Source organism: Desulfovibrio piger ATCC 29098 (assembly GCF_000156375.1).
GTDB classification, from domain to species: Bacteria; Desulfobacterota; Desulfovibrionia; order Desulfovibrionales; family Desulfovibrionaceae; genus Desulfovibrio; species Desulfovibrio piger.
On sequence record NZ_DS996351.1, the window covers coordinates 32,776 to 54,665 of the forward strand.

Below are 21,890 nucleotides of genomic sequence, written 5' to 3' on the forward strand. Positions count from 1 at the left end.
ATGATTGGCTACACCTTCTGCACTTTCGCTTTGCCGAGGATGCCGTCGGGACGGAAGATGAGGATGAGGATGAGCAGGGCAAAGGCCAGGGCATCCTCATAGTTGCCCGACAGGTAGCCGGTGGTCATGCTCTCGGCGATACCCAGCACGAGACCGCCCACCATGGCACCGGGGATGGAACCGATGCCGCCGAGCACCGCGGCCGTGAAGGCCTTGAGGCCGGCCAGGAAGCCGATGCCGAAGTTGACCTGTCCCATGTGGGAGGCGATGAGCACGCCGCCCAGGGCCGCCAGGGCCGAGCCGACGATGAAGGTGAGCGAGATGATGCGGTCGGCGTTGATGCCCAGCAGCAGGGCCATCTTGCGGTTCTGCGCGGTGGCGCGCATGGCCTTGCCCATGCGGGTATAGCGGATGAACAGGCTCAGGGAGACCATGGCCAGCGTGCTGGTGACGAGGATCAGGAAATCACTGGGGCCCATGATGTTGCCCAGGTAATCCAGAAATTCCATATCCGGCAGCAGGCGGGGGAAGGGGACATAGTCAGAGGTCTGCGCCAGCAGCACATAGTTCTGTAGGAAGATGGACATGCCGATGGCCGAGATGAGGGGCGACAGACGCGGGGCGCCGCGCAGGGGTTTGTAGGCCACCTTTTCCAGAGTATAGCCGTAGGCCGCGCTCCAGACCACGGCCGCGAGGGCCGCAACGATGAGGATGCCTCCGGCGGGGAAACCGACGATGCCTAGCACACCGGCCACCAGCAGGGCCGTGAAGGCGCCCAGCATGTAGATCTCGCCGTGTGCGAAGTTGATCAGTTCGATGATGCCGTACACCAGCGTATAGCCCAGGGCGATGAGGGCATAGATGCTGCCGCGTGTGAGGCCGCCGAAGAAAAGTTCGATAAAGTACTGGAAGTCCATGCCGTTACAGGGGCTGCGGTTTACCCGGGCGCAAGCGGGCAAGAGGGCGCGGAGGCCATGCCTCCGCGCCCGTGCGCCATAGTATCCTATTAATGCAGAGTGATGCTGTGGTCGCTTTCGACGAACTTGCCGTCCTTCACCACGTAGACGGACAGGCCCAGACCGGTGGCGTCACCGGCCTTGTTGAAGGACATCTTGCCCAGAGGGGTGTCCACTTCGGTGCTCTTCAGAGCGGCCATGATCTTGTCGGTCTCGGTGCTGCCGGCCACTTCGATGGCCTTGATGAGGGCCTGGGTGGCGGCATAGGCGTTGTAGTAACCAAAGCCGGGCTCGCTGCCGAACTGCTTGACGTGGGCTTCGCGGGCGTGCTTGTACATGGCCAGGGTACTGGTATCCTTGGGATAGGAGGCCATGACGCCTTCGCTGTCCTTGCCGGTCATCTTGAGGAAGGTCTCGTCCTTCACGCCGTCAGGACCGATGAGGGGGGTCTTGACGCGGTCGCGGCGCATCTGCTGCACCAGCTTGGAGGCGGTGTTCTGGTAGCCGCCGAAGACCAGGACGTCGGCCTTGGCGCGACGCAGCTTGCGCACCACGGCGGAGAAGTCCACGGCGTCGGGGGTCACGGCTTCGAACAGGACGGTCTCGACGCCGGCCTTTTCGAGGATGCCGCGGTTCTGCTGGGCAAAGCCCTTGCCGTATTCGCCGTTGTCATGCAGGTAGGCGACCTTCTTGGCCTTCAGCACTTCGATGATGTAGCTGCTGGTCAGCTGGGCCTGGGCATTGTCGTTGGCCACGGTGCGCAGGAACAGGGGGTGCTTGCCTTCCAGGGTCAGGGCAGGCGTGGTGGCCGTGGGAGAGATGCTGATGATGTTGGCGCTTTCATACATGGGCAGGGAGGCGTTGGTGGCGCCGGAGCAGATGGGGCCCATGATGGCCACGACCTTGTCGGAGATCAGCTTGGTCGCGGCGTTGGTGGCCAGTTCGGGCTTGCACTGGTCGTCCTGGGCCACCAGTTCGATCTTTTTGCCCAGCACGCCGCCCTTGGCGTTGGCTTCTTCAATGACGATCTTGGCGGCATTGAGGCTGGGGACGCCGTACGAGGCCAGGTCGCCGGAATGGGCGCCCTGCACGCCGATTTTGATGGTGTCGGCGGCCATGGCAGGAGCCGCAACGGCAACGCTGCACAGCGCGGCCATGAGCCAGGTCATGCACTTTTTCATTTTCTCCCTCCTTGAGAGACTCCATGCACTGCCGGGCGTCGCACAACAGCAAAGCGACGTCTACCTTGCGGCAGTATAAGCCCTTTCTATTGCATCTTTATCTGATTCCTGTCAATGCGGTTTGCCGGATGGACACACAAATCCATCCCCTCCGCACGGCCACATATCTACTGTGATTTCTTGTGGCTGGAACGCAAGTGCAGGCGCATGGGCGCATGCGTGATGCCGAAGATGCGGCGCAGGGCGCGTTCCAGATAGCGGGCATAGCTTTCCGGCACGCGGTCGGCGTCACTGACGAAAAAGACGAAGGTCGGCGGCTGGGACTCGGCCTGGGTCAGATAGAAGAACTTGGCGCGCACGCGCTTGACCACCGGGGGCTGGTGGCGGGTCAGCACTTCTTCCATGGCCCGGTTGAGCTGGCCGGTGGGCACGCGGATGGCGCACTCCTCATGGATCTTGCGGGCCATGGGCAGGATCTTGTTCAGGCCCGTGCCCTTGAGGGCCGAGACCGTGAGGATGGGCACGTGCTTGCAGAAGGCCAGCATCTCGCTCACGTTCTGCAGCAGCTGCTTGAGCTGGCCGGCGGGCACCAGGTCGCACTTGTTGACCAGCACCATGAAGGGGATCTTGCGGGTATCCAGCAGGTCCATGAGGCGCTTGTCCTGCTGGCTCACGCCCTCGGTGGCGTCCAGGGTCAGCAGGGTCACGTCGGCCTTGGTGGTGGATTTGAGGGCCGCGTTGACGGAATACTTTTCCACGATGTCCGTGATCTTGGTACGGCGGCGCACCCCGGCGGTATCCACGAAAACGTAATCCTGGCCGTCGCGTTCGAAACGCACGTCCACGCTGTCACGGGTGGTGCCGGCCACGTCGGAGACGATCATGCGCTCTTCACCGGCCAGGGCGTTGATCATGGAGGACTTGCCCGCGTTGGGGCGGCCCAGCATGGCCAGACGCAGGGCCGGGGGCTCGTGTTCGGCCTCGTAATCATCGGGCAGCAGGTCGGCCAGTTCTTCGGTGAGGGCGCGGATGTTGTGCCCGTGCTCGGCCGAGACCGGCAGCAGGGGGAAGCCCAGGCTGTGGAACTCGGCCAGCAGCTCGTCTTCCTTTTCCAGACCGTCCACCTTGTTGACCACGCAAAGGGTGGGCAGGCCCATGCGGCGGATGTGGGCCGCCAGATATTCGTCCAGGGGCAGCAGGCCGTCACGGCCGTCCACCACGAAGGCCACGGCACAGGCGTCCTTCATGGCCGCTTCGGCCTGACGCAGGATGTCGGACTCGAAGCCGCGGATGCCTTCGGGGCCTTCGGTGACCATGGCATGGGCATCCAGGGTGATGCCGCCGGTATCCACGATGCCGAAATCAGGATGGCCCTTGCGGCGGACCACGCCTTCCATGCGGTCACGGGTCACGCCGGGACGGTCATGGGTGATGGCGCGGTTGCTGCGGATCAGGCGGTTGAACAGAGTGGACTTGCCCACGTTGGGACGTCCCACCAGAACGATGCAGGGTAATGAGGACATGGGTCTCCCTTCGGCCATGACAGGCCGTTGTTGCGGAAATGTGGCCGTACGGGGCGGCGGGCATGGCGCACGGAGAAACAGGATGGAAAAAAGGCCCCTCAAAGCGGGGTGAGCGCCACACGCTGCGCTTGTGTAGCATCCTTGAGGCCGTTTGAAAAGAAAAAAATGCCTTGCGGGCGAATTTGTTGGGACCATCCGGAAAGAGATGGGCAACATGGTAAAATAAAAGACTTTTTTCTAGGACAGTGGAAAGAGGACGAACGCGGCCCGGTCGGTCGCAAAAAAACAGTCCCTGCCGGTCCGAAGGGCCTGCAGGGACTATGTGGGTGTGGCTGATCGCTAGGGCCGCCGGAGCGGCCGTGGCCCGGAGAGGGGGCCTTTGGGAAAAATGCGGTGCGGGAGGCCTCAATCGTTGCCCTCGCTCCGGCTCTCGCTGACGGGCAGGGGCAGCAGCAGACGGAACAGGGCCCCGCCTTCGGGACGGTTGGCCGCCGTGATCTGTCCGCCGCGACCGTGGGCAAGGCCCGTGGCCACGGAAAGGCCCAGGCCCGCGGCCCGGCCCGCCTGGCGGTGGGTGGTGAAGAAGGGCTCGAAAATATGGGGCATGATGTCGTCGGCGATGCCGGTGCCGCTGTCGGCCACCGAAAGCTCGTACCAGGTGGTGCCGTCGTCATCGGCGGGCAGCAGCCGGGCGCCGATGTCCAGCGTGCCGCCCTCAGGCATGGCGTCCAGGGCGTTCTCCACCAGATGCAGGCAGATCTGTTCCAGCTCCAGCGCGGAGCCCAGGGGGCGGGGCGCATCCTCGCCCCATTCCGGTGGGAAGTGCAGCCGGCAGGTCACCTTGAGGCTGTCCATGCGGCCCTGCAGCAGGGTCAGGACACGGGAGACCACGGCCTGCACGTCCATGGGCGCGCTGCGGGGATCCAGGCCCACACCGGCCATGAGCAACTTGCGGGTGATCTCGCGCACGCGCATGCTCTGGGTCACGATGGCCTTGAGGGACTCGCGCAGGTCCTCGATGTCGGGCAGGGCCTCGGCCTCGGGGCTGTCCAGGCTGTCGCCCATGAGGCCCGCGGCCTGGACGATGATGTTCAGGGGGTTGTTGACTTCGTGGGCCACGCCTTCGGCGATGCGGCCCAGACTGCGCAGGCGGGCCTCTTCGGCCAGGCGCCGGGCCTGACGCCGGGATTCGGCCCGCTCCCGGGCCTTGCGGCATTCTTCCAGCACCGCGTCCAGCGAGACGGGCTTGGCCAGCCAGTTGAGCGCGCCGCGCCGCATGGCCTTGACCGCCTGGCTCATCTCCGTGGCGCCGGAGAGCATGACCACATCGGGGCGGGGTTCATGTTCCTGCAAAAGCTTGAGCAGGGAGACGCCGTCCATGCCCGGCAGGCAGACATCCAGGAAGACCAGATCCCATTCCTGCCGGGAGAGCATGCCCAGGGCCGTTTCCGCATCGCCGGCCACGGCAGCCTCGATACCGCGCAGCTCCAGGCGCTGTGCCAGCGGTTCGGCAAATGCCTGTTCGTCGTCGACGATGAGTACACGCATGACGTCTTTCCCCCTTGCGACAATGCGTCAACATGATGCACGCCCGGAGCGTGCGGGATCTTTCCTGTCCGGCGGCAGCCCCGCCGGACAGGGGCAATGGCGGCCTAAAGCTTGTGCTCGGCCAGGAGGTCTTTTTCGTTGAGGACATCCTGGGCGGCATCAAAGTCGCCGCCTTCGGCCAGGCTGACAGCCACCATGGCGTTTTCCACCTTGTCGCGGTAGGCCATGCGGATGCTGTTCAGCAGCTCGTCGATGTCCATGGGTTTCTTGAGGAAGTTGTAGGCGCCCATGCGGTAGGCCGTCTGTTCTTCGGCATCACCGCCGTGACCGGTCAGGATGATGACCTGCACCTGGGGGTTGCTTTTCTTGACGCTGCGCAGCACTTCGAAACCGTCCATGCCGGGCATGCGCAGGTCCAGGACGATGACGTCGGTGGGCTCTTCAACGGCTTTGAGGGCCTGCGGGCCGTCATAGGCCACGCGCGCTGAAAAACCGCGCATGGCAAGGCGCTCGGCAAGCGTGTCCACAAACTGTTTTTCGTCGTCTACCAGCAGAATCTTGATCTCTTCCTTGCTCATGCCATTCTCCTTCACCCGGTGATGCCGGGAAAAATGTCGTTCTAGTCTTCACTCCCGCAGGCGGAAATGGAGAGGAAAAAGCGTTGTGCCGGATCGCGCCAGGGCATCAGCAGGGCCTGCCAGCCGGGCCGGGGCCGGGCGTTGAGCAGGGGGCTGCCCGTGAGGGCCGCCAGGGCCATGTCGCGATTGGCGCCGTCGCAGACTTCGATGATGATGCCTTCCACCTTGTTCTGGCGACCGGCGGAAAAGCGGAGCTTCACCTGCCCGCCCACGGAGGCGCACAGGTCGAAGATGTCCAGCAGGGCACGCAGCACCGCCAGGGCGGGCACGGCGGACCACACGGGTTCTTCGCTGTCGGCACATTCCAGCACCATCTGCACCGCGCGGGCCCGACGGGCCGCCATGAGGCAGAAGGTACTGGCCACACGCGCCAGGTCGCAGGGCGCGTTCTCGTTCTCGCTGTGGCTGACCTGGGCCAGGTACTCCATGCACTCGGCCAGGGCCGCGCCCCGCAGGATCTGCTGCTGGGCTTCCTTCAGGGCCTTGATGACGCGCGGGTCGGCGGACTTGTCCGCTCCGGCGGCCAGCTGCACCATGTCCTGCGCCAGACCGGCGGATTCGCGGATCACGGCCAGCACATTGCGCATGTCGTGGGTGGCCGAGGCCAGCAGACGTCCCATGCATTGCGAATCGGTCATGCTACGCCCCCCTGGCCGGATCGGTGCTTTTGCCGCCGGAACGGGCCGCGGCTTCCAGCGTTTCCAGGAACATGCCCAGGCTCAGCGGCTTGGTCAGGCAGGCGAAGGCACTGGCCACGGGGCTGTCGCCGGAATCGTCCACGGAGTCATGCCCCGTGAGCACGATGACCGGCAGGCCGGGGTATTTCTGGCGCACCTGCTGCAGGACGGCGTCCCCGGTCATGCCGGGCATGAGCAGGTCCACCACCATCACGTCGGGCAGGGCCTCCGCGGCCGCCATCTCGTCCAGGGTGGTCAGGGCCGTCTTGCCGTCCAGGGCCACCCGTACCTCGATACCGCGCAGATCCAGACGCTCGGCCAGGGTCTCCACGAATTCCTTCTCGTCATCGGCCAACAATACACGCAGTGCCATCTCAAGCCTCCACAGGACGTTCCGGCGGTGTAAGCGGCAGCGTGATGCTGACCGTCGTGCCCTTGCCTTCGGTGCTGTCCACGGTGATCTCGCCGCCGAGACGGCGCACGATACCGTAGGTGATAAACATGCCCAGACCGTTGCCCTTCTCCTTCTTGGTGGAATAGAAGGGCTCGAAGATGTGCTTGATCACTTCCGGGCTCATCCCCTTGCCGTTGTCGGTGACGCGCACCAGCAGGCCGCCGTCGGCCGTCTGGCTGCAGGCGATGTCCACCTTGCCGCCGTCGGGCACCGCATCCAGGGCGTTGCCCATGATGTTGAGGAAGACCTGCTGCAGCTGGCCGCGGTCGGACACGATGTCCGGCAGACCTTCGGCAAAGTCCGTGCCGATGGTCACGCCGCGGTTCTTGGCGCCGCGTTCCAGAAAGCCCATGGTCTCGGTCAGCACTTCGGGCACGCTCAGTTCCTGGCGGTTGGCCTCCATGCGCCGGGCAAAGCCCAGCAGACGGTGGGTGATGCCGCGGGCGCGTTCCACGGTGCTCTCGATGGCCTCCAGCAGGCTGATGAGCCGTTCCTTGCGCTCGAAGTTGCCGCTCATGTGCAGCAGGTCGAGGCCAAGGCCCGCCTTTTCGTTGATGACGGCCAGGGGGTTGTTGACCTCGTGGGCCACCCCGGCTGCCAGCCGGCCGATGGAGGAGAGCTTCTGGTTGTGTTCCATCTGGGCGAAGACCGCCACGCGGCGTTCGTCGCTGGCCTGCAGGCGCCCCACCAGGTGCTTCATCAGCAGGTGCGAGACCAGCACGATGATGGCGATGCCGCCGCAGAAGACCAGCAGCAGTTCGCTGCGCAGGGCCGTCCAGGGTTTGTAGATGTCCAGGGTGGGCTTGACGGCCAGGAGCATGAAGTCCGTGCCCGCCAGGCTGGTATAGGCCACCATGAGATCCTGGCCGCTGTCGTCCTTCCAGGGCCGCACCGTGGTCTCGAAGGACTGGGGCGGCAGGGTCAGGGGCAGCTTGTCCAGCACCTTGCCGTAGAAACGGGAGTTGGTCTGGAGCACGCCCCGGCTGTCACAGAGGAAGGCGTCGGTATCCTGCATCAGGCCCACGGCCGCCACCAGGCGTTCCAGCCGGGAGGTGTCGATGGTCACGCGCAGGGTCCATTCCCGGCCGCTCTCTTCCATGCGGTGCACGGCGATGACCATGTGCGGGAAGCCGCGCAGTCCCAGGAAGACGTCGCTGATGTAGCGGCCCTTGACCTGGGCCTCGCTGAGCCAGGGCTGTCCGGCGTAGTCGGCGTCCTTGAGCTTGTAGGGGCCCACATAGGCCACCTGCCGTCCGTTCACATCCACCAGGCCCATGTCCACGAAGCCCTGGAACTCGCTCTTGAGCGCCAGGAAGACGCGGTTGAGGGTCTGCTCGTTGGTCAGGTCGTCAAAGCTGTAGGCATGGGCGATCAGACTGACGGTGGAGGCCCGTTCGCCGAGGAAAAGCTCCATCGAGGCCTGCGATTTGCGCACCATGGCGTAGAGCGGGTTCTCCATCTCCCGTTCCAGGGTGCTCATGTACTGGGCGTGGTTGATGCCGGTGAGGATCAGCAGCGGCGTCACCGACACCGTGACCATCAGGATGGTCATGATGCGCCGCAGTGAGCGGTAACGCGCTGGTGATACGGCGTCCGGCACTTCCAGCAGATGCCCGAAATACGCTTTGATTGCAGAAAACATGCGACCTCCCGCGCAGGAACGGCGCGGCCTGTGATCCGTCGGCCTAATGCCCGCCGCCCACCAGGATGCCGGAGGCGGCCAGCACAAGCACCAGCACTTCGAGGATGGCGATGACGCACAGCAGCCACTGCTTGCGACGCGCCAGGGAAAGCGCCAGCTGGGCGAAGCAGACGATGGTCAGGCCCGCCAGGATGATGATGCCCACAAAGTTGCAGATGTCGCCCTTGCCGATGAGGGCCAGCCAGCCCCAGCCCTGCGGGATGCTGCCGGCGGCACGGTAATCGGCGGCGCTGCCGGTCCACAGGCGCGGCAGGTCGTCCAGGGGGATCTGCGGGGTGAGGATGCCCGTCACGTACAGGATGTAGGTGATGAGCATGATCACGAAACCGATGAGGGAACCATAGAACAGAGTATCGGCATAGCGCAATTGCGCGGGCGAAGCCTGGATGTCATTCTTGTTCATTTTTCTGTCTCCTTCATGCCCGGTGGCTTACCAGCCCAGGCCCTTCAGCAGCGCCTTGGCGCCAGAGAAAAACAGCACGGCGATGACCATGATACGGATGAACTTGGGCTTGGCCTTGGCCAGCAGGCGCACACCCACCACGGAACCGAGCATCAGGCCCACGATGGACGGGATGGCCATCAGCGGGATCACGCAGCCCTGGTTCAGGTAGACCCAGGCGGCGGAAGTATCGGTGATGGAGAGCAGGAACTTGGAGGTACCCACGCTGACCTTCAGCGGCACGCCCATGAGCAGGTTGAGCACGGGCACGTTGGCCCAGCCGGCGCCCAGGCCGAACATGCCGGCCATGATGCCGATGACGATGAACAGCAGCAGACCGGCCAGGGTGCGATGGGTCTTCCAGTCCACCACTTCTCCGGTGCTGGGTTCGAGGAACACGCCGTTCATGCCCAGGGCCAGGCCCACGGCGTCCTGCTTGTTGACCACGGGACGCACGGAGTTCTTGGAGAAGAAGAGCAGCACGGCGATGCCCAGGATGGTCACGCCAAGGCAGGTCTGGATGATGTCGGTGGGCAGGGCCAGACCCAGCATGGCGCCCACGATGGAGCAGGCCGAGGCGATGAGGGCCACGGGCAGGGCCAGACGCAGGTTGGCGAAGTTACGGCGCAGCAGACCGGGACCGGCAGCCAGGGCACCGGCCAGGGCCACCAGCAGGCCCGCGCCGCGGACGAAGTCCAGATGGAAGGGGAAGAAACCCGAGACCAGCGGCACGAAGAGCACGCCGCCGCCCACACCGGCCATGACGGCGATGATGCCGAGGATGAAGCAGAAGAAGAGCAGCGCCACAGGCCAGAACCACCAGGGATGGTTGTCCACGACCTGGGCGGTCTGCACGTCGCCCGTGGTGGCGGCTACCGGCGAAGGCGTCACGGCCGTATCCTGGGCATCGGCCACGGTGACGACGCTCGTCTGGGCGGCAGGAGCCGTAGCGGCGGCATCGGCCGCCATGCTGATGGCCGGACAGGCCAGGACGAAGGTCAGGAAAAACAGAACGAGCCACTGCCCGGCAGCGGCTTTGACGGCACGGGCCGTCGTTGCAAGTGCGTTGCGCGCCATGTGATCCCCCTTTACTGTCTGGTGGGGCGATGCCCCACATGCATTCCTTTTGATGGCCTTACCCTACGCGCACGGAGGGGCGGCCGGTATCAGGAGAATCCTGAAATTGGCTCCATCAGCGGCCCGTGGCCGGAAGATACGGTGCAGATGACTGCTTTTATTCGTTATTTTCTTCACAAAAACGCTCCCCATCCCCGTATACGGCCAGGAAAACCTCTCAGGAGGAAGAGCGGACATGGGGAAATCTCCCCATAGAGGCGGGGCAGGGCCGCTTTTTCCCGAGGCCTGCTCCGGGATCCCCGGAGAGGGACACGGGCCGCAGGGGACACGGGGCCCTGAAGGACATGGCGGACAGGGAAAAGAGGGCCCGGAGGCTGGAATGCGGCCACAGATGGGGACGATCTCCCGAAATGCAGGCGGCAGGCCTGCGGAGGACACAGGCATGTGCCGCCCCAAGCTGTCCCTGCAAAACAAGGACAGCTTGCCGGCAGCGGACAGGGCGTGCGGTCTGCGCTGTTCCGGGCCGCGGGCAGCAGGGCCGGGCAGGGGAGAGGCCGTCAGGGCTGGGAGCGCAGAAAGCCGGCGGCAATTGCCTTGTCCTGGGGCACTGCACGGCGCACCTGAGGAGGCTTTGCCGGACGCAGGACGTAAGAAAGCCCCCGCAGGGCAGGGGCTTTCCGGTCAGAAGGCGGGCAGCGGCAGGATATGACGGATGCCGCTGTGTGATGGAGCAGGCAGGAGGAGGGGGGATCTCCTGCTTCGGAGTCTATCCTTCGGAGGCCGGTTCCTTCTTGAGGGAACGCAGGTAGGCCAGTGTCTCGGTCTTGACCACCGGGGTCAGCATGATGAGGCCTATGAGGTTGGGGAAGGCCATGAGGGCGTTGAAGATGTCGGACAGGGTCCAGACCAGATCCAGCTTCATGGAGGCCCCCAGGCCCACGGAGATGATGAAGGCCCAGCGGTAGGGGATGATGGCCTTGTTGCCCAGCAGGTATTCGATGGCCTTCTCGCCGTAGTAGCTCCAGCCGAGGATGGTGGAGTAGGCGAAGAGGATGATACCGATGGTCACGATAAGGCCGCCCAGTTCGCCGGGCAGGCCCGTCTCGAAGGCATAGGAGGTGAGGGGGGCGCCGTTCTTGCCGGACGTCCAGACGCCGGTGACGAGGATGACCAGACCGGTCATGGAACAGACCACCAGGGTGTCGATGAAGGTCTGGGTCATGGAGATGAGCGCCTGCACCACGGGCTGGCTGGTGCGGGCGGCCGCGGCGGCGATGGGGGCGGAACCCAGGCCGGACTCGTTGGAGAACAGGCCGCGGGCCACGCCCAGACGGATGGCCATCATCACCGTGGCACCGGCAAAGCCGCCGGTGGCCGCCACAGGCTGGAAGGCGCTGGACACGACCATGGCCAGGACGCCGGGGATCTCGGTAATGTGCATGAGGATGACCGCCAGCGCGCCCAGCACGTAGAGGGCGATCATAACGGGCACCAGCAGGGCGGTCACGCGGCCGATGCTGCGCACACCGCCGATGATGACGGCGGCGGTCAGGCCCATGAGCACGATACCGGTGATGCCGGGAGCGATGGAAAAGCTGTGGTTGAGGGCGTCAGCCACGGAATTGGACTGCACCATGCTGCCGATGCCGAAGGTGGCGATGGCCGCGAAGAAGGCGAACAGGGTCGCCAGCCATTTCCAGCCCAGCCCGCGCGAGATGTAGTACATGGGGCCGCCGCTGAAGGTGCCGTTCTCGTTCTGCACGCGATATTTCACGGCCAGCACGGCCTCGGCGTACTTGGTGGCCATGCCCACGAGGCCGGTCATCCACATCCAGAACAGGGCACCGGGACCACCGATGTAGATGGCCGTGGCCACACCGGCGATATTGCCGGTGCCCACGGTGGCCGAAAGGGCCACCATCAGAGCCTCGAAGTTGGAGATGTCGCCCTGGGCCTTCCTGTCGGGGGTCTTGCGGACGATGAGGGTGAATGCGTGGATCAGATGACTGAACTGCAGGGCTCGCAGGGAAAAGGTCAGCCACAGGCCCGTGCCGACCAGAAGGATCATCAATGGCCATCCCCAGACATACCCAGAAACCATGTTCAAGAAATCCAGCATGTTCCCTCCCGGAAAAGAGGCCGCAGCCGCGTGCCTCCCGGCGTCTTCGCATTAAACTGAATACGCCGTTGTTTACAAATATTAAACCATGCTATAAAATTTTTTTGCGACTGCAAAGGGGTTTCAGCCGCAAAAGCTCACATCTTTCACATTTCATCCGATGCCGCTCTTGCGGGGATGCTCCGGGGAGCGGACACAGGGGGAACCATGATCCGTTCACTTCTGTCCTGCCTGCTGATGCTGCAGGTGCTGCTTTTTTCCCTTCAGGTCGCCACGGTACAGGCCCGCGCGGATGCCGCCACGGAATACCAGATCCAGACCTTCCCGCTGGAACGCAACGGCATCGCCCTGCACCTGCAGCGTCTGGCCGTGGCCGGGACGCAGCCCCAGCGCCAGATCCTGCTGGTGCACGGCCTGACCTATTCTTCGCATGAATTCGACGTGAACTATGCCGACTACAGCCTGGCCCGCTACCTTGCCGCGCGCGGCTTCGCCGTCTGGACCTTCGACGTGGCCGGCTACGGCGATTCCCAGGAAGTGGAAGACGGCTTCATGCCCAATTCCGACTACGCCGCCGAGGATGCCGCTGCGGCCGCGGCCGAGATCCTCAAGGTCTCCGGCCAGAAGAAGCTGGATGTGCTGGGCTGGAGCTGGGGCACCGTCACCAGCAGCCGTTTCGTGGCCCGCCATCCCGAGATGGTGAAGAAGCTGGTGCTGTATGCGCCCATCATGGTGGGCCTGGGCGCCGCTGAAGTGAAGGTCCCCTTCAATCACAATACCTGGCTGCATGCCGCCGGCGACTTCCAGACCACCAAGGACGGCGCCATCGACTACAGCATCGTGGATCCGCAGGTGGTGGCCGTGTTCCAGTCCAACTGCTGGCGTTATGACAAGGACTCCAGCCCCAACGGCGGCCGCCGCGACCTGCTGGTCTCCGCGGAGACGCCCCTCATCGATCCCGCTTCCATCCAGGTGCCCACCCTGGTCATCGGCGGGGACAAGGACCCGTACCTGAACCTCGACAGCATGCGCGCTGCCATGGACAAGCTGCCTTCCGGCTCCAAGCTGGAGATCATGCCCGGCGCCGCCCATGCCATGATGATGGAAAAGCCCTATTACAAGGAATTCCGCCAGAAGGTGGTGGAGTTCCTGGAACATTAGCCCGGACCGCGTCAGGCCGGGCATCCCGGCTTGACGGCAACGTCCCGTCATGACATACCGCCCCGTTCATCAGCGCATGCCGACAAACGGGGCGGTATCGTTTTAAGAAGGGGGGAGGCACGCCAGAGGGGGCGGTACGCCGGGAGCATGGTCGTCCGTCATGCGGACGCGCCGCCGGTCTTCAGGCTGTCGCGAGGATCTTTTCAGGATGTTTGGGAGGGAGGGCGCACCTTCCATTCCCTGCTATTGGACCGTTACGCTTCCATCTCCACAGGCAGGCCGAGCATGGCGCGGCGCAGCATGTCCAGGGCGTGGCTGGCGGCGCGCTGGCGGGTCCAGGCCCGGCCCATGTAGCGGCCGTGGGGACGCATGACGCGCAGCCAGGTCTGCCGGCCGTTGCTGAGGGCGATGTAGACCAGGCCCACGGGCTTGGTGGCCGTGGCACCGCCGGGGCCCGCGATGCCGGAGATGCCGACGCCCCAGGTGCTGCCGTAGCGGGTGCAGGCCTGTTCGGCCATGCAGCGGGCCACTTCGGGGCTGACGGCGCCCACGCTGGCCAGCAGCTCTTCGGGGACGCCCAGCAGGCGGGTCTTGGCCTCATTGGCATAGGTCACGATGCCCTGATGGAAGACCGACGAGGCACCGGCCACGTCGGTGATGCGCTTGGCCAGCAGGCCGCCCGTGCAGGATTCGGCCGTGGTCAGGGTCTCGCCGCGTTGCAGCAGCAGGGGCACGACGACGCTTTCCAGATTCTCCACGTCCACACCGTAGACGTGATCGCCCAGACGACGGCGGACGGCATCGCGCACGGGGACCACCAGCCGTGCGGCTTCTTCGGCAGTAGCGGCCTTGGCCGTGATGCGCACGAACATCTCGCCGTCGGTGGCGTAGGTGGCCACCGTGGGGTTGGCGGCATCGGTCATGTCGCGCAGCCGCAGTTCGGCATCGCCTTCGCCCAGGGCAAAGGTGCGCACCATGCTGGAATGGATGCAGGCCCCGGTCTTTCGGGCAAGCCAGGGCACGACCCCGTCATGCAGCATGGGCAGGAGTTCGGACGGCGGGCCGGGCAGCAGGATGACCAGCTTGCCGCCTTCCGCAGGCGCGGCGCAGCCCGGGGCCGTGCCCACACTGTTGGCAAAGGCGTGGCTGCCGTGCGGCAACCAGGCCTGCTTGTACTGGTTCTCGCCCACGGGCCGGTCCCCGAAGTATTCCCGCAGCCTGCGCAGGCTGTCTTCATCTTCTTCCAGCGGCAGGCCCAGGACGCGGGCCACGGTCTCCTTGGTCAGATCGTCGTTGGTGGGACCAAGGCCGCCGGTAGTGATGATCAGGTCGCTGCGTTGCAGGGCGGCACGCAGGCATTCTTCCAGGCGGGCGGCGTTGTCGCCCACCACGCAGGCATGGTGCAGGTCGATGCCCAGGGTGGAAAGGGCGCGGGCCACATGGGCAGCGTCCGTATTGATGGTGTGGCCGAGCAAAAGCTCGGTGCCCACGGAAATGATCTCGGCGTTCATGCGATGTTCCTTGTCTGTGGGGATACGTCGGGGGCGGCTCAGGCGGTGAAGACGCCGGCCAGCCAGCGGCGGAAGAAATCCTGTCCGGCGGCAGCGGCACGGCCGCCCAGGTCGCGGGCATCCTGACGGATGGCCGCCACGTCCAGACGGGCGGCAGCCAGTTCGCAGGCATGGCCCATGAGCCAGTGTTCCATGCGGGAAGCATCGGCCTCGGCATGGAATTGCAGGGCCAGCTGGCCGGGTTCTGCCTGGAAAGCCTGATGGGGCGTGATGTCCGTGGAGGCCAGCAGGGTGGCGGCGGGCGGCAGGTCGAAGGTATCGCCGTGCCAGTGCAGCACGGGGGCCCCGCGCAGGGCCGCCAGGGGCGAGGCTTCGCCGGCGTCGGTCAGGTGCAGGCAGCCCCAGCCGATCTCCTTGGCCTTGCCCGGATATACCGCCGCGCCCAGGGCCTGTGCCATGAGCTGGGCCCCCAGGCAGATGCCCAGCAGGGGCCGCCCTTCGCCCAGGCGGCTGCGGACGAGTTCCAGTTCGCGGACAAGGAAGGGATAGGCCGCTCCGTCGTGGACGCCCATGGGGCCGCCCAGTACGATGCACAGATCGGCATCGCGCCAGTCCCGTGCATCCGGGAGACCATCCGCCACATGGCAGGTCTGTATCGTCCATCCCGCTTCACGGAGGACGGGCGCCAATGTCCCAAGATCTTCAAAAGCCAGATGTTGCAGTACGCAGCAGCGCATGGGGGACCTCCTGTGGGGAGCGCGTCCGGTGCCGTGGGAGGCACGGGCGTTCCCGCTGCTCCCTGTCATACACGGGGAATGGCGGGAGGGAAAGGCTTGCTCCCGCCATGCGCTTTTGATAAGAAATCATATATGATACCCGGATGGACCCTATGAGTGATGTACCTTTGCCAGCTGCCTGGTATGAATCCCGTGTCATGGATGCTGCGGATCCTCTTTGGCAGTGGGACGTCCACAACGACCGCATCGTCCTGAACCCGGAGTCCGCCGGCCTGCTGCACGGCAGGACGGAGAAGGCTTACCGGGGAAGATGCGGGGCCTTCTGTGACGGCCTTGCCGCTGACCGGCAGGAAAGCGTCCGGCAGCTTTTCAGCAGCCTGCGCCGCTCTTCTTCCGATAGCGCCATGGAGATCCTGCAGACCGTGGGCGAGGACATCATCTGCTGCCGTGCCATCGTGCTGGAGCGGTTTTCCTGCGGTACGCCCCGCCTGATGGTGGGGGCGCTGACCCGGCTGGACGGCAGGGGATGGCTGCATGAGACCGCCGGGGAAGGCCGCTGGATCTATGACTGTGCCCGGGAAGAGTACACGCTGGACAGGAACTGTGCCCGGCTGCTCCGCCTTCCCGACAGCGGCGTCCTGCGTCTGCCCCGCCAGGCCATCCGGGACATGCTGGGGCCCGATGCGGCACGCTTTTTTTCCAGCCGTTTTTCCCGGCTCATGAACGCCCGTGACCATGACGGCAGCTTCGTGGAGCGCGTGCTGCTGCATCTGCCGGACGGCAGCCGCAAGAATTTCCTGGTCTCCGGCACCCTCGTGGGCCATGACGGTTCCGGGCAGCCCCTCTTCGTGACGGGGAACCTCGTGCAGCGGGGCGGGGAAGAACCGCTGGAGGCCCTTTCCAGCAAAAGCTGCGAAATCTCCCTCATGGCCCTGTTCGGCAGCGGGGACGGCCTGTGGGACTGGAACATGGAGACCAACGCCATCTATTACAGTCCCCGGTACATCGCCATGCTGGGCTATGACCAGCGCAGGTTCGGCAATACCTTCGAAAGCTGGCGGGACAAGCTGCATCCCGATGAACGCCCGGCGGTCCTGAAGCGGCAGATGGACGTCATCATGTCGCCCCGTTACGGAGACAGTTACGAGCAGTCCTTTCGCATGCTCAAGGCGGACGGCACCTATTGCTGGATCCTGAGCCGAGCCCGTGTCCTGCGGCGTAACGCCCATGGCCGCGCCACGCGTCTCATCGGGCTGCACACGGACATCACCACCACCCAGGGGGAACGTGACCGCCTGGCCGAGATGATTGAGTATGATCCCCTGACGGACGTCCACAGCCTGGTCTATTTCCATAACGAGCTGGACCGGCTGGACATGCAGCCGGGCAAGGTGGTCAGCATCATCAGCTGCGACGTCAACGGGCTGAAGCTGATCAACGACTATCTGGGACATGACACCGGCAACAGCATGTTGCAGACGGCCGCCCGTCTGTTGCGGAGCTCGCTGCGCTCCACGGACTGCGTGGCCCGGCTGGGCGGTGACGAGTTCGCCGTGCTGCTGCCCCGGTGCAACCTGCGCGATGCCGCACGGGTCCTGGAAAAGATCAGGGAAGTTTTCCGGCATTACAACGAACATTCCGGCAATGTGCCGGTCATCATGTCCTTTGGCCTTTCCGGATCGGAAGAGGCGGCCTCCCTGCGGGAGGTCCTTGCCCTGGCCGACCGCCGGATGCTCCACGAAAAGCACGGCAGCCGGCTGGTTTCCGGCCATGCCATCAAGGCCTGGATAGAAAAACGCAAGGATTGCGTGGTATCCCTGGAGGAGAGCCGATATGATGGGTGAAGCGCCCGACCCCAATACAGTCATCGTGGATCCCCGCGAAGGCGGGCAGAAGCTGTTGCAGTTCCTGCAACGGCGTCTGGACCTGCCGCCGTCACTGCTGCATCGCTGGATCCGCACGGGTCAGGTCCGCATCAATGGTGGCCGGGCAAAACCGTTCGGCCTGGTGGCCGCGGGCGACAGCGTGCGCCTGCCCCCCTTTGCCCTGGGCATGAGCCGCAGGAGCAAGGCCACGGGGGGCCAGGCCTCCCCGGAACAGGGGCATGAGCCGCGTCCGCGGGCGCAGGCCCTGCCTCCGGCCCCCCGCCCCCTGCAGAAGGACGGGGACCTCTGGGTCTTCTGCAAACCGGCCGGTCTGCCCACGCATCCCGGCACCGGCCATGAGGACAGCCTGTCCAGCCGTCTGGCGGCCGGAGCGGGGGATGCCCCGTTCAAGCCCACGCCCGTCCATCGGCTGGACAAGGATACCTCGGGCATCCTGCTGGTGGCCGCCAGCTTTGCCGTCCTGCGCGAGATGACCACGGCCCTGCGTGAGCGGCGGATGAAAAAAGAATACCTGGCCTGGGTGGAAGGGCTCTGGCCCCATAGCGGGGTGCGCCTGTTCCGGCACTGGCTGCGCAAGGAGGCCGGGACCGGGAATGGACGGGAGCAGATGCATGTCCGGCAGACCGGCGCGCCGGACAAGGGCGAGACGGAAGCCCTGCTGCTGGTGCGGCCCGTGCGTGTGGAGGATCGGCGCAGCCTGCTGCTGGTGCGGCTGCTGACCGGCCGGACCCATCAGATCAGGGCGCAGCTTTCGTCCCTGGGGCATCCCATCGAGGGCGACGTCAAATACGGGGCCCGTGGGCGTGCCTCCGGGACCCCCATGTACCTGCATGCCATGCGGGTCATCCTGCCGGACGGACGGCGCTTCGCCTGTCTGCCCGACTGGCCCGCCGACAGGCTGCCGCGGGCCGTGCCGGACGAGATCGACGAGGCGACGGCCCGGCAGGGGAACTGAATCCTGATATGTCCATGACGAAAGGGGACGGCAGATGCCGTCCCCTTTTGCGTTTCAGTGTGGTGCGTTACCGGAAGGCAGCTCCCTTGCGGGCAGGGACCGCACGGACAAAAGGGATCTTCTTCCGGGGCGCGCTAGTGGGGCAGGGGCACGTTGGTCTGGAAGCCGGTGGACAGGCACTTGGCAACATGGGCGCCGCTGCCGTCGTAGACATCGACTTCGTAGGTGAGCACGTGGGCGCCGTTGCGCACCAGGCGGGCCTCGGCCTTGAGGGGGCTGACCATACCGGGGCGCAGATACTCGATGGTGGTGGACAGGCTGACCACGCCGTGGTCGTTGCCGGCATTGGCCGCACAGCCGAAGGCCACGTCGGCCAGGGAGAAGATGGCACCGCCGTGGGCCACGCCCATGCCGTTCTTGTGGTTCTCGGTGATGGGCATGGTCACGCGGGCGTACTCGCGGCTGACTTCTTCGATGCACATATCAAGATGACGCACGAGCTTGTCGTGCTTGCGGACATAACATTCCATGTGGACTCCTTGTCCCGCCGGGCGGGGATAAAAAAGGCCGGAAGAACTTCCGGCCCTTGTGACTAGTAATAGTTCTTCTTTGCGTATACTACGCTACTTGTTGGATGCCGTCCAGCTTCCAGGTGCCGCCGTCGAGCTCGCGGACGAAATGCCAGATCTCGCGCACATTGGAAGGCGTGGGCTGATCGGGGCGCTCGCGCATGAGGACGTCGAAGTAGACCTGGGCGCGTTGTTCCTTGTCTTCGTTGACCACGCTCAGAAGCTGGGCGTTGACCAGCAGGATCTCGGTCTTGCTGGGCTCGGTCTCTTCGGCCAGCTGCTGGCGCACGGCATCCATGACGGCCGGGCTGGCGAACTGGGCGATATCGTTGAGGTCACGGTTGTCCCAGGCGGCCTGGAGGCGATTGTAAGCCATCTTGGCGCCGCGCAGGAATTCTTCGGCATCGAAGTCGGCGGGCATGGGGATGACCACTTCGGGCTGGCTGTTGTAGGTGTTGTCCTGGCTGCTCAGGGTGTCCCAGCCGGCGGCAGCGGTATCATTGCGCTGCAAGGGGGGCTCCATGCCGCCCATGGGAGCATTGCCGGCACCGGCGGGAGCGGGCTGGGCCTTGCTGCGGGAGCGGGCGAAGAGCTTCAGGCCCACGAAGAGCAGGATGCCGAGCAGCAGGATATCCATGATGCCGCCACCGGAGAAGCCGCCGCCGAAGAGCAGGGAGCCGATGAGCGAACCGGCCAGAAGGCCGCCGAGCAGACCGCCCATACCGCCGAGGAAACCCTTGCGCTGGGGCTGCTGGGCCTGGGCCGCCTGCTGGCGCTGCTGCGTGGACTGGCGCTGCATGGCGCTGGGGGCCTGGGCGGGCTGGGACATGGAAGGACGGCTGCCGAAGGAACGCCCGCCGCCCAGACGGGCGGCATCGGCCGTGTCGGGCAAGGCATACATACAGGCGCCTCCCAGCATGATGAGCATGGTCAGGATAGCTTTGATCTTCATTGATATCTCCGTAAGGGTGAAAGATGCGTTCAGGCTTCTTTTCTCAATACCATGTACTATAGCTGGCTTGGGCAAAAAGGCAAGGCCCGCAAGGCTCTCCCGAGGGGACGACCAAAACTGCCCGATGATAATCGTGGGAAATACCTGCTAAAAAAAGTGTGTTTTCCGGCTTATTTGTTCTTGTCGGGCTGGTCCGCCGCATCCACGTACAGCCAGAGGACGCTCCCCAGGATCAGGGGGGTGGGCTGGCCGTCGGGTCCCTTGAGGGGCTGGCCGGGCACTTCCACCACGCAGCACCACCAGCCGGGCGCCCCGGGGATGAAGGTGAACTGGCCGTTGGCGTCGGTACGGGCTTCCAGATCGTGCTGCCAGGGCAGAGGACCGGTCTTTTTTTCCGTACGGATGCGGTCCATGTACACACGGGCGTTGACCAGGGGACCGTCAGGCCCCAGGGCCTTGCCCGTGAAGCTGCTCCCCGCTGTCAGGCCGAAGGGCCGGGTCAGGGGCAGGATCTCCAGGCGCAGACCGGCAGGGCGTTCCCAGCCCTCTTCCACGCCGCAGACCGGCAGGATGCTTTTGACGTACTGCTGTTCGAAACATTGCCGTTCCGCATTGAGGCGCGGGCGGGTCTCGGTGATGAACTGGTAAAGGCCGGGCTGGTCGATGGCCACATTGGCGCCCCAGGCCTTGGTATCCAGGTACAGGCTCTCTTCCATGTCGCCCAGCAGGTCACGCCGTTCGGGTTGGGGCGTCCCGTTGACGAAGCGCGTCCCGGCATCGTGCCGCAGCACGGCGAAGAGCTGCGGCATGTCCATGGGCTGGGCGGCATGCTCTCTGGGGCGCATCAGGCTGATGAGCATGTCCACCTCCGCATTGAGCGGCGGCGGGGCGGGCTGGGCGGCTGCCTGGGTCTTGTCCTCCTCAGCGGGGGTAGCTTCGGCAGGGGCATCCTTGCCTTTGTCGGCGTTGTTCCGGGCCTCTTTGGCGGCAGGAGCTTTGGTCGTTTGCGCTTCCGCGTCTTTTTTCTCGACAGGAGCGTCGATGACGGTACGGCTGGGGATGAGCAGGGTGACTTCGGCGCGGGCCGGGGCAGGAACAGTCAGGGAGACGGCCAGGGACAGCATACAGCCCAGCAGGGCGGCACGTGGCAGTGACATGCTTCGATCCTTATTTTATGGGTAATATAGGGCAGATGTAGCAATTTTCCCCATTTTTGTCATGCGCCATTTCCGGGGGCGGTTCAGGGCCGGGGCGTACGTGCCAGGGCCAGGACATCCACACGCGCGGCCCCGGCGCGGAGCAGTTCCGCTCCGGCGGCCCGCAGGGTGCTGCCCGTGGTGATGATGTCGTCCACCAGCCACAGGTGCAGACCGCGGACGTCGGCGGCCCGGAAGCTCCCGGCGGCGTTGCGTCGTCTTTGGGCCGCAGAGAGCCCTGTCTGGTGGGGGATGTCCGTCGGGCGCCACAGCAGGTCGGGGCGGACGGGAAGGGAGAGCGACAGCCCCAGCGCCACGGCCAGCTCGTGCGCCTGGTTGTAGCCGCGTCGGCGCAGGTGGTCCCTGTGCTGGGGGATGCCCAGGATAGCGTCGGGCAGGGGCAGGCAGGAGGCGGCATCCAGCAGCATCCCGGCCATCAGGAAGGCCAGGGCCGGTTTGCCGCCGTGTTTGAAGCGCAGGATGAGCTGGCGCAGGGCCCCGCGGTACTGGCCGTGCAGCGCCAGCCCCTGCCAGGGCGGCGGGGACGCCAGACACTCCCCGCACAGCAGCGGCTGCCCGGCGGCAGGCCAGGGCAGGGGCAGCCCG

Annotated in this window: 20 protein-coding genes; 3 read left to right on the plus strand and 17 right to left on the minus strand. The window is 65.1% G+C overall.

Annotated features, from left to right (window positions below):
- Positions 1-8 precede the first annotated feature (8 nt).
- From DESPIG_RS00110 to DESPIG_RS00160, 11 genes are all read right to left on the minus strand, one after another.
- Complete coding sequence (locus DESPIG_RS00110; RefSeq protein ID WP_006003511.1) at positions 9-917, minus strand: ABC transporter permease subunit; 909 nt, start codon at positions 915-917, stop codon at positions 9-11.
- Between the two features lie 89 nt (positions 918-1,006).
- The gene (locus tag DESPIG_RS00115; protein WP_040368901.1) at positions 1,007-2,137 is read right to left on the minus strand and encodes a branched-chain amino acid ABC transporter substrate-binding protein; all 1,131 of its coding nucleotides are present in this window, start codon (positions 2,135-2,137) and stop codon (positions 1,007-1,009) included.
- 167 nt (positions 2,138-2,304) lie between these two features.
- A complete protein-coding gene (gene der / locus DESPIG_RS00120; protein ID WP_040368902.1) occupies positions 2,305-3,660 on the minus strand; it encodes a ribosome biogenesis GTPase Der in 1,356 nt (451 codons plus the stop codon).
- Positions 3,661-4,065: 405 nt separating this feature from the next.
- Positions 4,066-5,208 carry a sensor histidine kinase gene (locus DESPIG_RS00125; protein ID WP_006003524.1) on the minus strand — a complete coding sequence of 381 codons (1,143 nt, stop codon included), beginning with the start codon at positions 5,206-5,208 and terminating at the stop codon, positions 4,066-4,068.
- A 104-nt stretch (positions 5,209-5,312) separates the two neighbouring features.
- Complete coding sequence (locus DESPIG_RS00130; protein ID WP_006003526.1) at positions 5,313-5,786, minus strand: response regulator; 474 nt, start codon at positions 5,784-5,786, stop codon at positions 5,313-5,315.
- 41 nt (positions 5,787-5,827) lie between these two features.
- Positions 5,828-6,484, minus strand: a complete 657-nt coding sequence (locus DESPIG_RS00135; protein ID WP_006003528.1) for a sensor histidine kinase — start codon at positions 6,482-6,484, stop codon at positions 5,828-5,830.
- A gap of 1 nt (position 6,485) precedes the next feature.
- The gene (locus DESPIG_RS00140) at positions 6,486-6,896 is read right to left on the minus strand and encodes a response regulator (RefSeq protein WP_006003530.1); all 411 of its coding nucleotides are present in this window, start codon (positions 6,894-6,896) and stop codon (positions 6,486-6,488) included.
- A gap of 1 nt (position 6,897) precedes the next feature.
- The gene (locus tag DESPIG_RS14445) at positions 6,898-8,619 is read right to left on the minus strand and encodes a sensor histidine kinase (protein ID WP_006003531.1); all 1,722 of its coding nucleotides are present in this window, start codon (positions 8,617-8,619) and stop codon (positions 6,898-6,900) included.
- Positions 8,620-8,662: 43 nt separating this feature from the next.
- Entirely contained in the window at positions 8,663-9,082 is a 420-nt protein-coding gene (locus tag DESPIG_RS00150; protein WP_006003533.1) for a hypothetical protein, read from the minus strand.
- 27 nt (positions 9,083-9,109) lie between these two features.
- Positions 9,110-10,198 (minus strand): sulfite exporter TauE/SafE family protein, encoded by a 1,089-nt coding sequence (locus DESPIG_RS00155; RefSeq protein WP_006003535.1) that lies wholly within the window; start codon positions 10,196-10,198, stop codon positions 9,110-9,112.
- A 766-nt stretch (positions 10,199-10,964) separates the two neighbouring features.
- Positions 10,965-12,317 carry an alanine/glycine:cation symporter family protein gene (locus DESPIG_RS00160; protein ID WP_006003543.1) on the minus strand — a complete coding sequence of 451 codons (1,353 nt, stop codon included), beginning with the start codon at positions 12,315-12,317 and terminating at the stop codon, positions 10,965-10,967.
- A 207-nt stretch (positions 12,318-12,524) separates the two neighbouring features.
- Here DESPIG_RS00160 and DESPIG_RS00165 point away from each other — a divergent pair, with 207 nt between their 5' ends.
- Positions 12,525-13,478 carry an alpha/beta fold hydrolase gene (locus tag DESPIG_RS00165; RefSeq protein ID WP_169304802.1) on the plus strand — a complete coding sequence of 318 codons (954 nt, stop codon included), beginning with the start codon at positions 12,525-12,527 and terminating at the stop codon, positions 13,476-13,478.
- 254 nt (positions 13,479-13,732) lie between these two features.
- Here DESPIG_RS00165 and DESPIG_RS00170 read toward each other — a convergent pair whose 3' ends face one another.
- Positions 13,733-14,989, minus strand: a complete 1,257-nt coding sequence (locus tag DESPIG_RS00170; protein WP_006003550.1) for a competence/damage-inducible protein A — start codon at positions 14,987-14,989, stop codon at positions 13,733-13,735.
- Between the two features lie 38 nt (positions 14,990-15,027).
- A complete protein-coding gene (locus DESPIG_RS00175) occupies positions 15,028-15,726 on the minus strand; it encodes a glutamine amidotransferase (protein WP_006003552.1) in 699 nt (232 codons plus the stop codon).
- A gap of 152 nt (positions 15,727-15,878) precedes the next feature.
- Between DESPIG_RS00175 and DESPIG_RS00180 the strand changes: the two genes are divergently transcribed.
- Together DESPIG_RS00180 and DESPIG_RS00185 are read left to right on the plus strand one after the other, a co-directional pair.
- Complete coding sequence (locus DESPIG_RS00180; protein ID WP_169304803.1) at positions 15,879-17,570, plus strand: sensor domain-containing diguanylate cyclase; 1,692 nt, start codon at positions 15,879-15,881, stop codon at positions 17,568-17,570.
- The gene (locus DESPIG_RS00185; RefSeq protein ID WP_006003558.1) at positions 17,560-18,567 is read left to right on the plus strand and encodes an RluA family pseudouridine synthase; all 1,008 of its coding nucleotides are present in this window, start codon (positions 17,560-17,562) and stop codon (positions 18,565-18,567) included. The genes DESPIG_RS00180 and DESPIG_RS00185 overlap by 11 nt, the downstream gene beginning before the upstream one ends.
- Positions 18,568-18,701: 134 nt before the next feature.
- On the opposite strand, the gene DESPIG_RS00190 is transcribed toward DESPIG_RS00185, so the two are convergent.
- The 4 genes from DESPIG_RS00190 to DESPIG_RS00205 all read right to left on the minus strand — a co-directional run.
- Positions 18,702-19,097 carry a PaaI family thioesterase gene (locus DESPIG_RS00190; protein ID WP_006003560.1) on the minus strand — a complete coding sequence of 132 codons (396 nt, stop codon included), beginning with the start codon at positions 19,095-19,097 and terminating at the stop codon, positions 18,702-18,704.
- Between the two features lie 88 nt (positions 19,098-19,185).
- Positions 19,186-20,088, minus strand: a complete 903-nt coding sequence (locus DESPIG_RS00195) for a Tim44 domain-containing protein (protein WP_006003562.1) — start codon at positions 20,086-20,088, stop codon at positions 19,186-19,188.
- 170 nt (positions 20,089-20,258) lie between these two features.
- Complete coding sequence (locus DESPIG_RS00200; RefSeq protein WP_040368903.1) at positions 20,259-21,245, minus strand: DUF4198 domain-containing protein; 987 nt, start codon at positions 21,243-21,245, stop codon at positions 20,259-20,261.
- 83 nt (positions 21,246-21,328) lie between these two features.
- Positions 21,329-21,890: ComF family protein (locus DESPIG_RS00205; RefSeq protein WP_006003566.1), on the minus strand; the 562-nt coding region annotated here is incomplete at its 5' end.

What these genes read in the sequence shown, in the direction of transcription:
- DESPIG_RS00110 (WP_006003511.1), bottom strand. Translation starts at nt 917, where the DNA reads ATGGACTTCCAGTACTTTATCGAACTTTTCTTCGGCGGCCTCACACGC.
- DESPIG_RS00115 (WP_040368901.1), bottom strand. Translation starts at nt 2,137, where the DNA reads ATGAAAAAGTGCATGACCTGGCTCATGGCCGCGCTGTGCAGCGTTGCC.
- der (WP_040368902.1), bottom strand. Translation starts at nt 3,660, where the DNA reads ATGTCCTCATTACCCTGCATCGTTCTGGTGGGACGTCCCAACGTGGGC.
- DESPIG_RS00125 (WP_006003524.1), bottom strand. Translation starts at nt 5,208, where the DNA reads ATGCGTGTACTCATCGTCGACGACGAACAGGCATTTGCCGAACCGCTG.
- DESPIG_RS00130 (WP_006003526.1), bottom strand. Translation starts at nt 5,786, where the DNA reads ATGAGCAAGGAAGAGATCAAGATTCTGCTGGTAGACGACGAAAAACAG.
- DESPIG_RS00135 (WP_006003528.1), bottom strand. Translation starts at nt 6,484, where the DNA reads ATGACCGATTCGCAATGCATGGGACGTCTGCTGGCCTCGGCCACCCAC.
- DESPIG_RS00140 (WP_006003530.1), bottom strand. Translation starts at nt 6,896, where the DNA reads ATGGCACTGCGTGTATTGTTGGCCGATGACGAGAAGGAATTCGTGGAG.
- DESPIG_RS14445 (WP_006003531.1), bottom strand. Translation starts at nt 8,619, where the DNA reads ATGTTTTCTGCAATCAAAGCGTATTTCGGGCATCTGCTGGAAGTGCCG.
- DESPIG_RS00150 (WP_006003533.1), bottom strand. Translation starts at nt 9,082, where the DNA reads ATGAACAAGAATGACATCCAGGCTTCGCCCGCGCAATTGCGCTATGCC.
- DESPIG_RS00155 (WP_006003535.1), bottom strand. Translation starts at nt 10,198, where the DNA reads ATGGCGCGCAACGCACTTGCAACGACGGCCCGTGCCGTCAAAGCCGCT.
- DESPIG_RS00160 (WP_006003543.1), bottom strand. Translation starts at nt 12,317, where the DNA reads ATGCTGGATTTCTTGAACATGGTTTCTGGGTATGTCTGGGGATGGCCA.
- DESPIG_RS00165 (WP_169304802.1), top strand. Translation starts at nt 12,525, where the DNA reads ATGATCCGTTCACTTCTGTCCTGCCTGCTGATGCTGCAGGTGCTGCTT.
- DESPIG_RS00170 (WP_006003550.1), bottom strand. Translation starts at nt 14,989, where the DNA reads ATGAACGCCGAGATCATTTCCGTGGGCACCGAGCTTTTGCTCGGCCAC.
- DESPIG_RS00175 (WP_006003552.1), bottom strand. Translation starts at nt 15,726, where the DNA reads ATGCGCTGCTGCGTACTGCAACATCTGGCTTTTGAAGATCTTGGGACA.
- DESPIG_RS00180 (WP_169304803.1), top strand. Translation starts at nt 15,879, where the DNA reads ATGAGTGATGTACCTTTGCCAGCTGCCTGGTATGAATCCCGTGTCATG.
- DESPIG_RS00185 (WP_006003558.1), top strand. Translation starts at nt 17,560, where the DNA reads ATGATGGGTGAAGCGCCCGACCCCAATACAGTCATCGTGGATCCCCGC.
- DESPIG_RS00190 (WP_006003560.1), bottom strand. Translation starts at nt 19,097, where the DNA reads ATGGAATGTTATGTCCGCAAGCACGACAAGCTCGTGCGTCATCTTGAT.
- DESPIG_RS00195 (WP_006003562.1), bottom strand. Translation starts at nt 20,088, where the DNA reads ATGAAGATCAAAGCTATCCTGACCATGCTCATCATGCTGGGAGGCGCC.
- DESPIG_RS00200 (WP_040368903.1), bottom strand. Translation starts at nt 21,245, where the DNA reads ATGTCACTGCCACGTGCCGCCCTGCTGGGCTGTATGCTGTCCCTGGCC.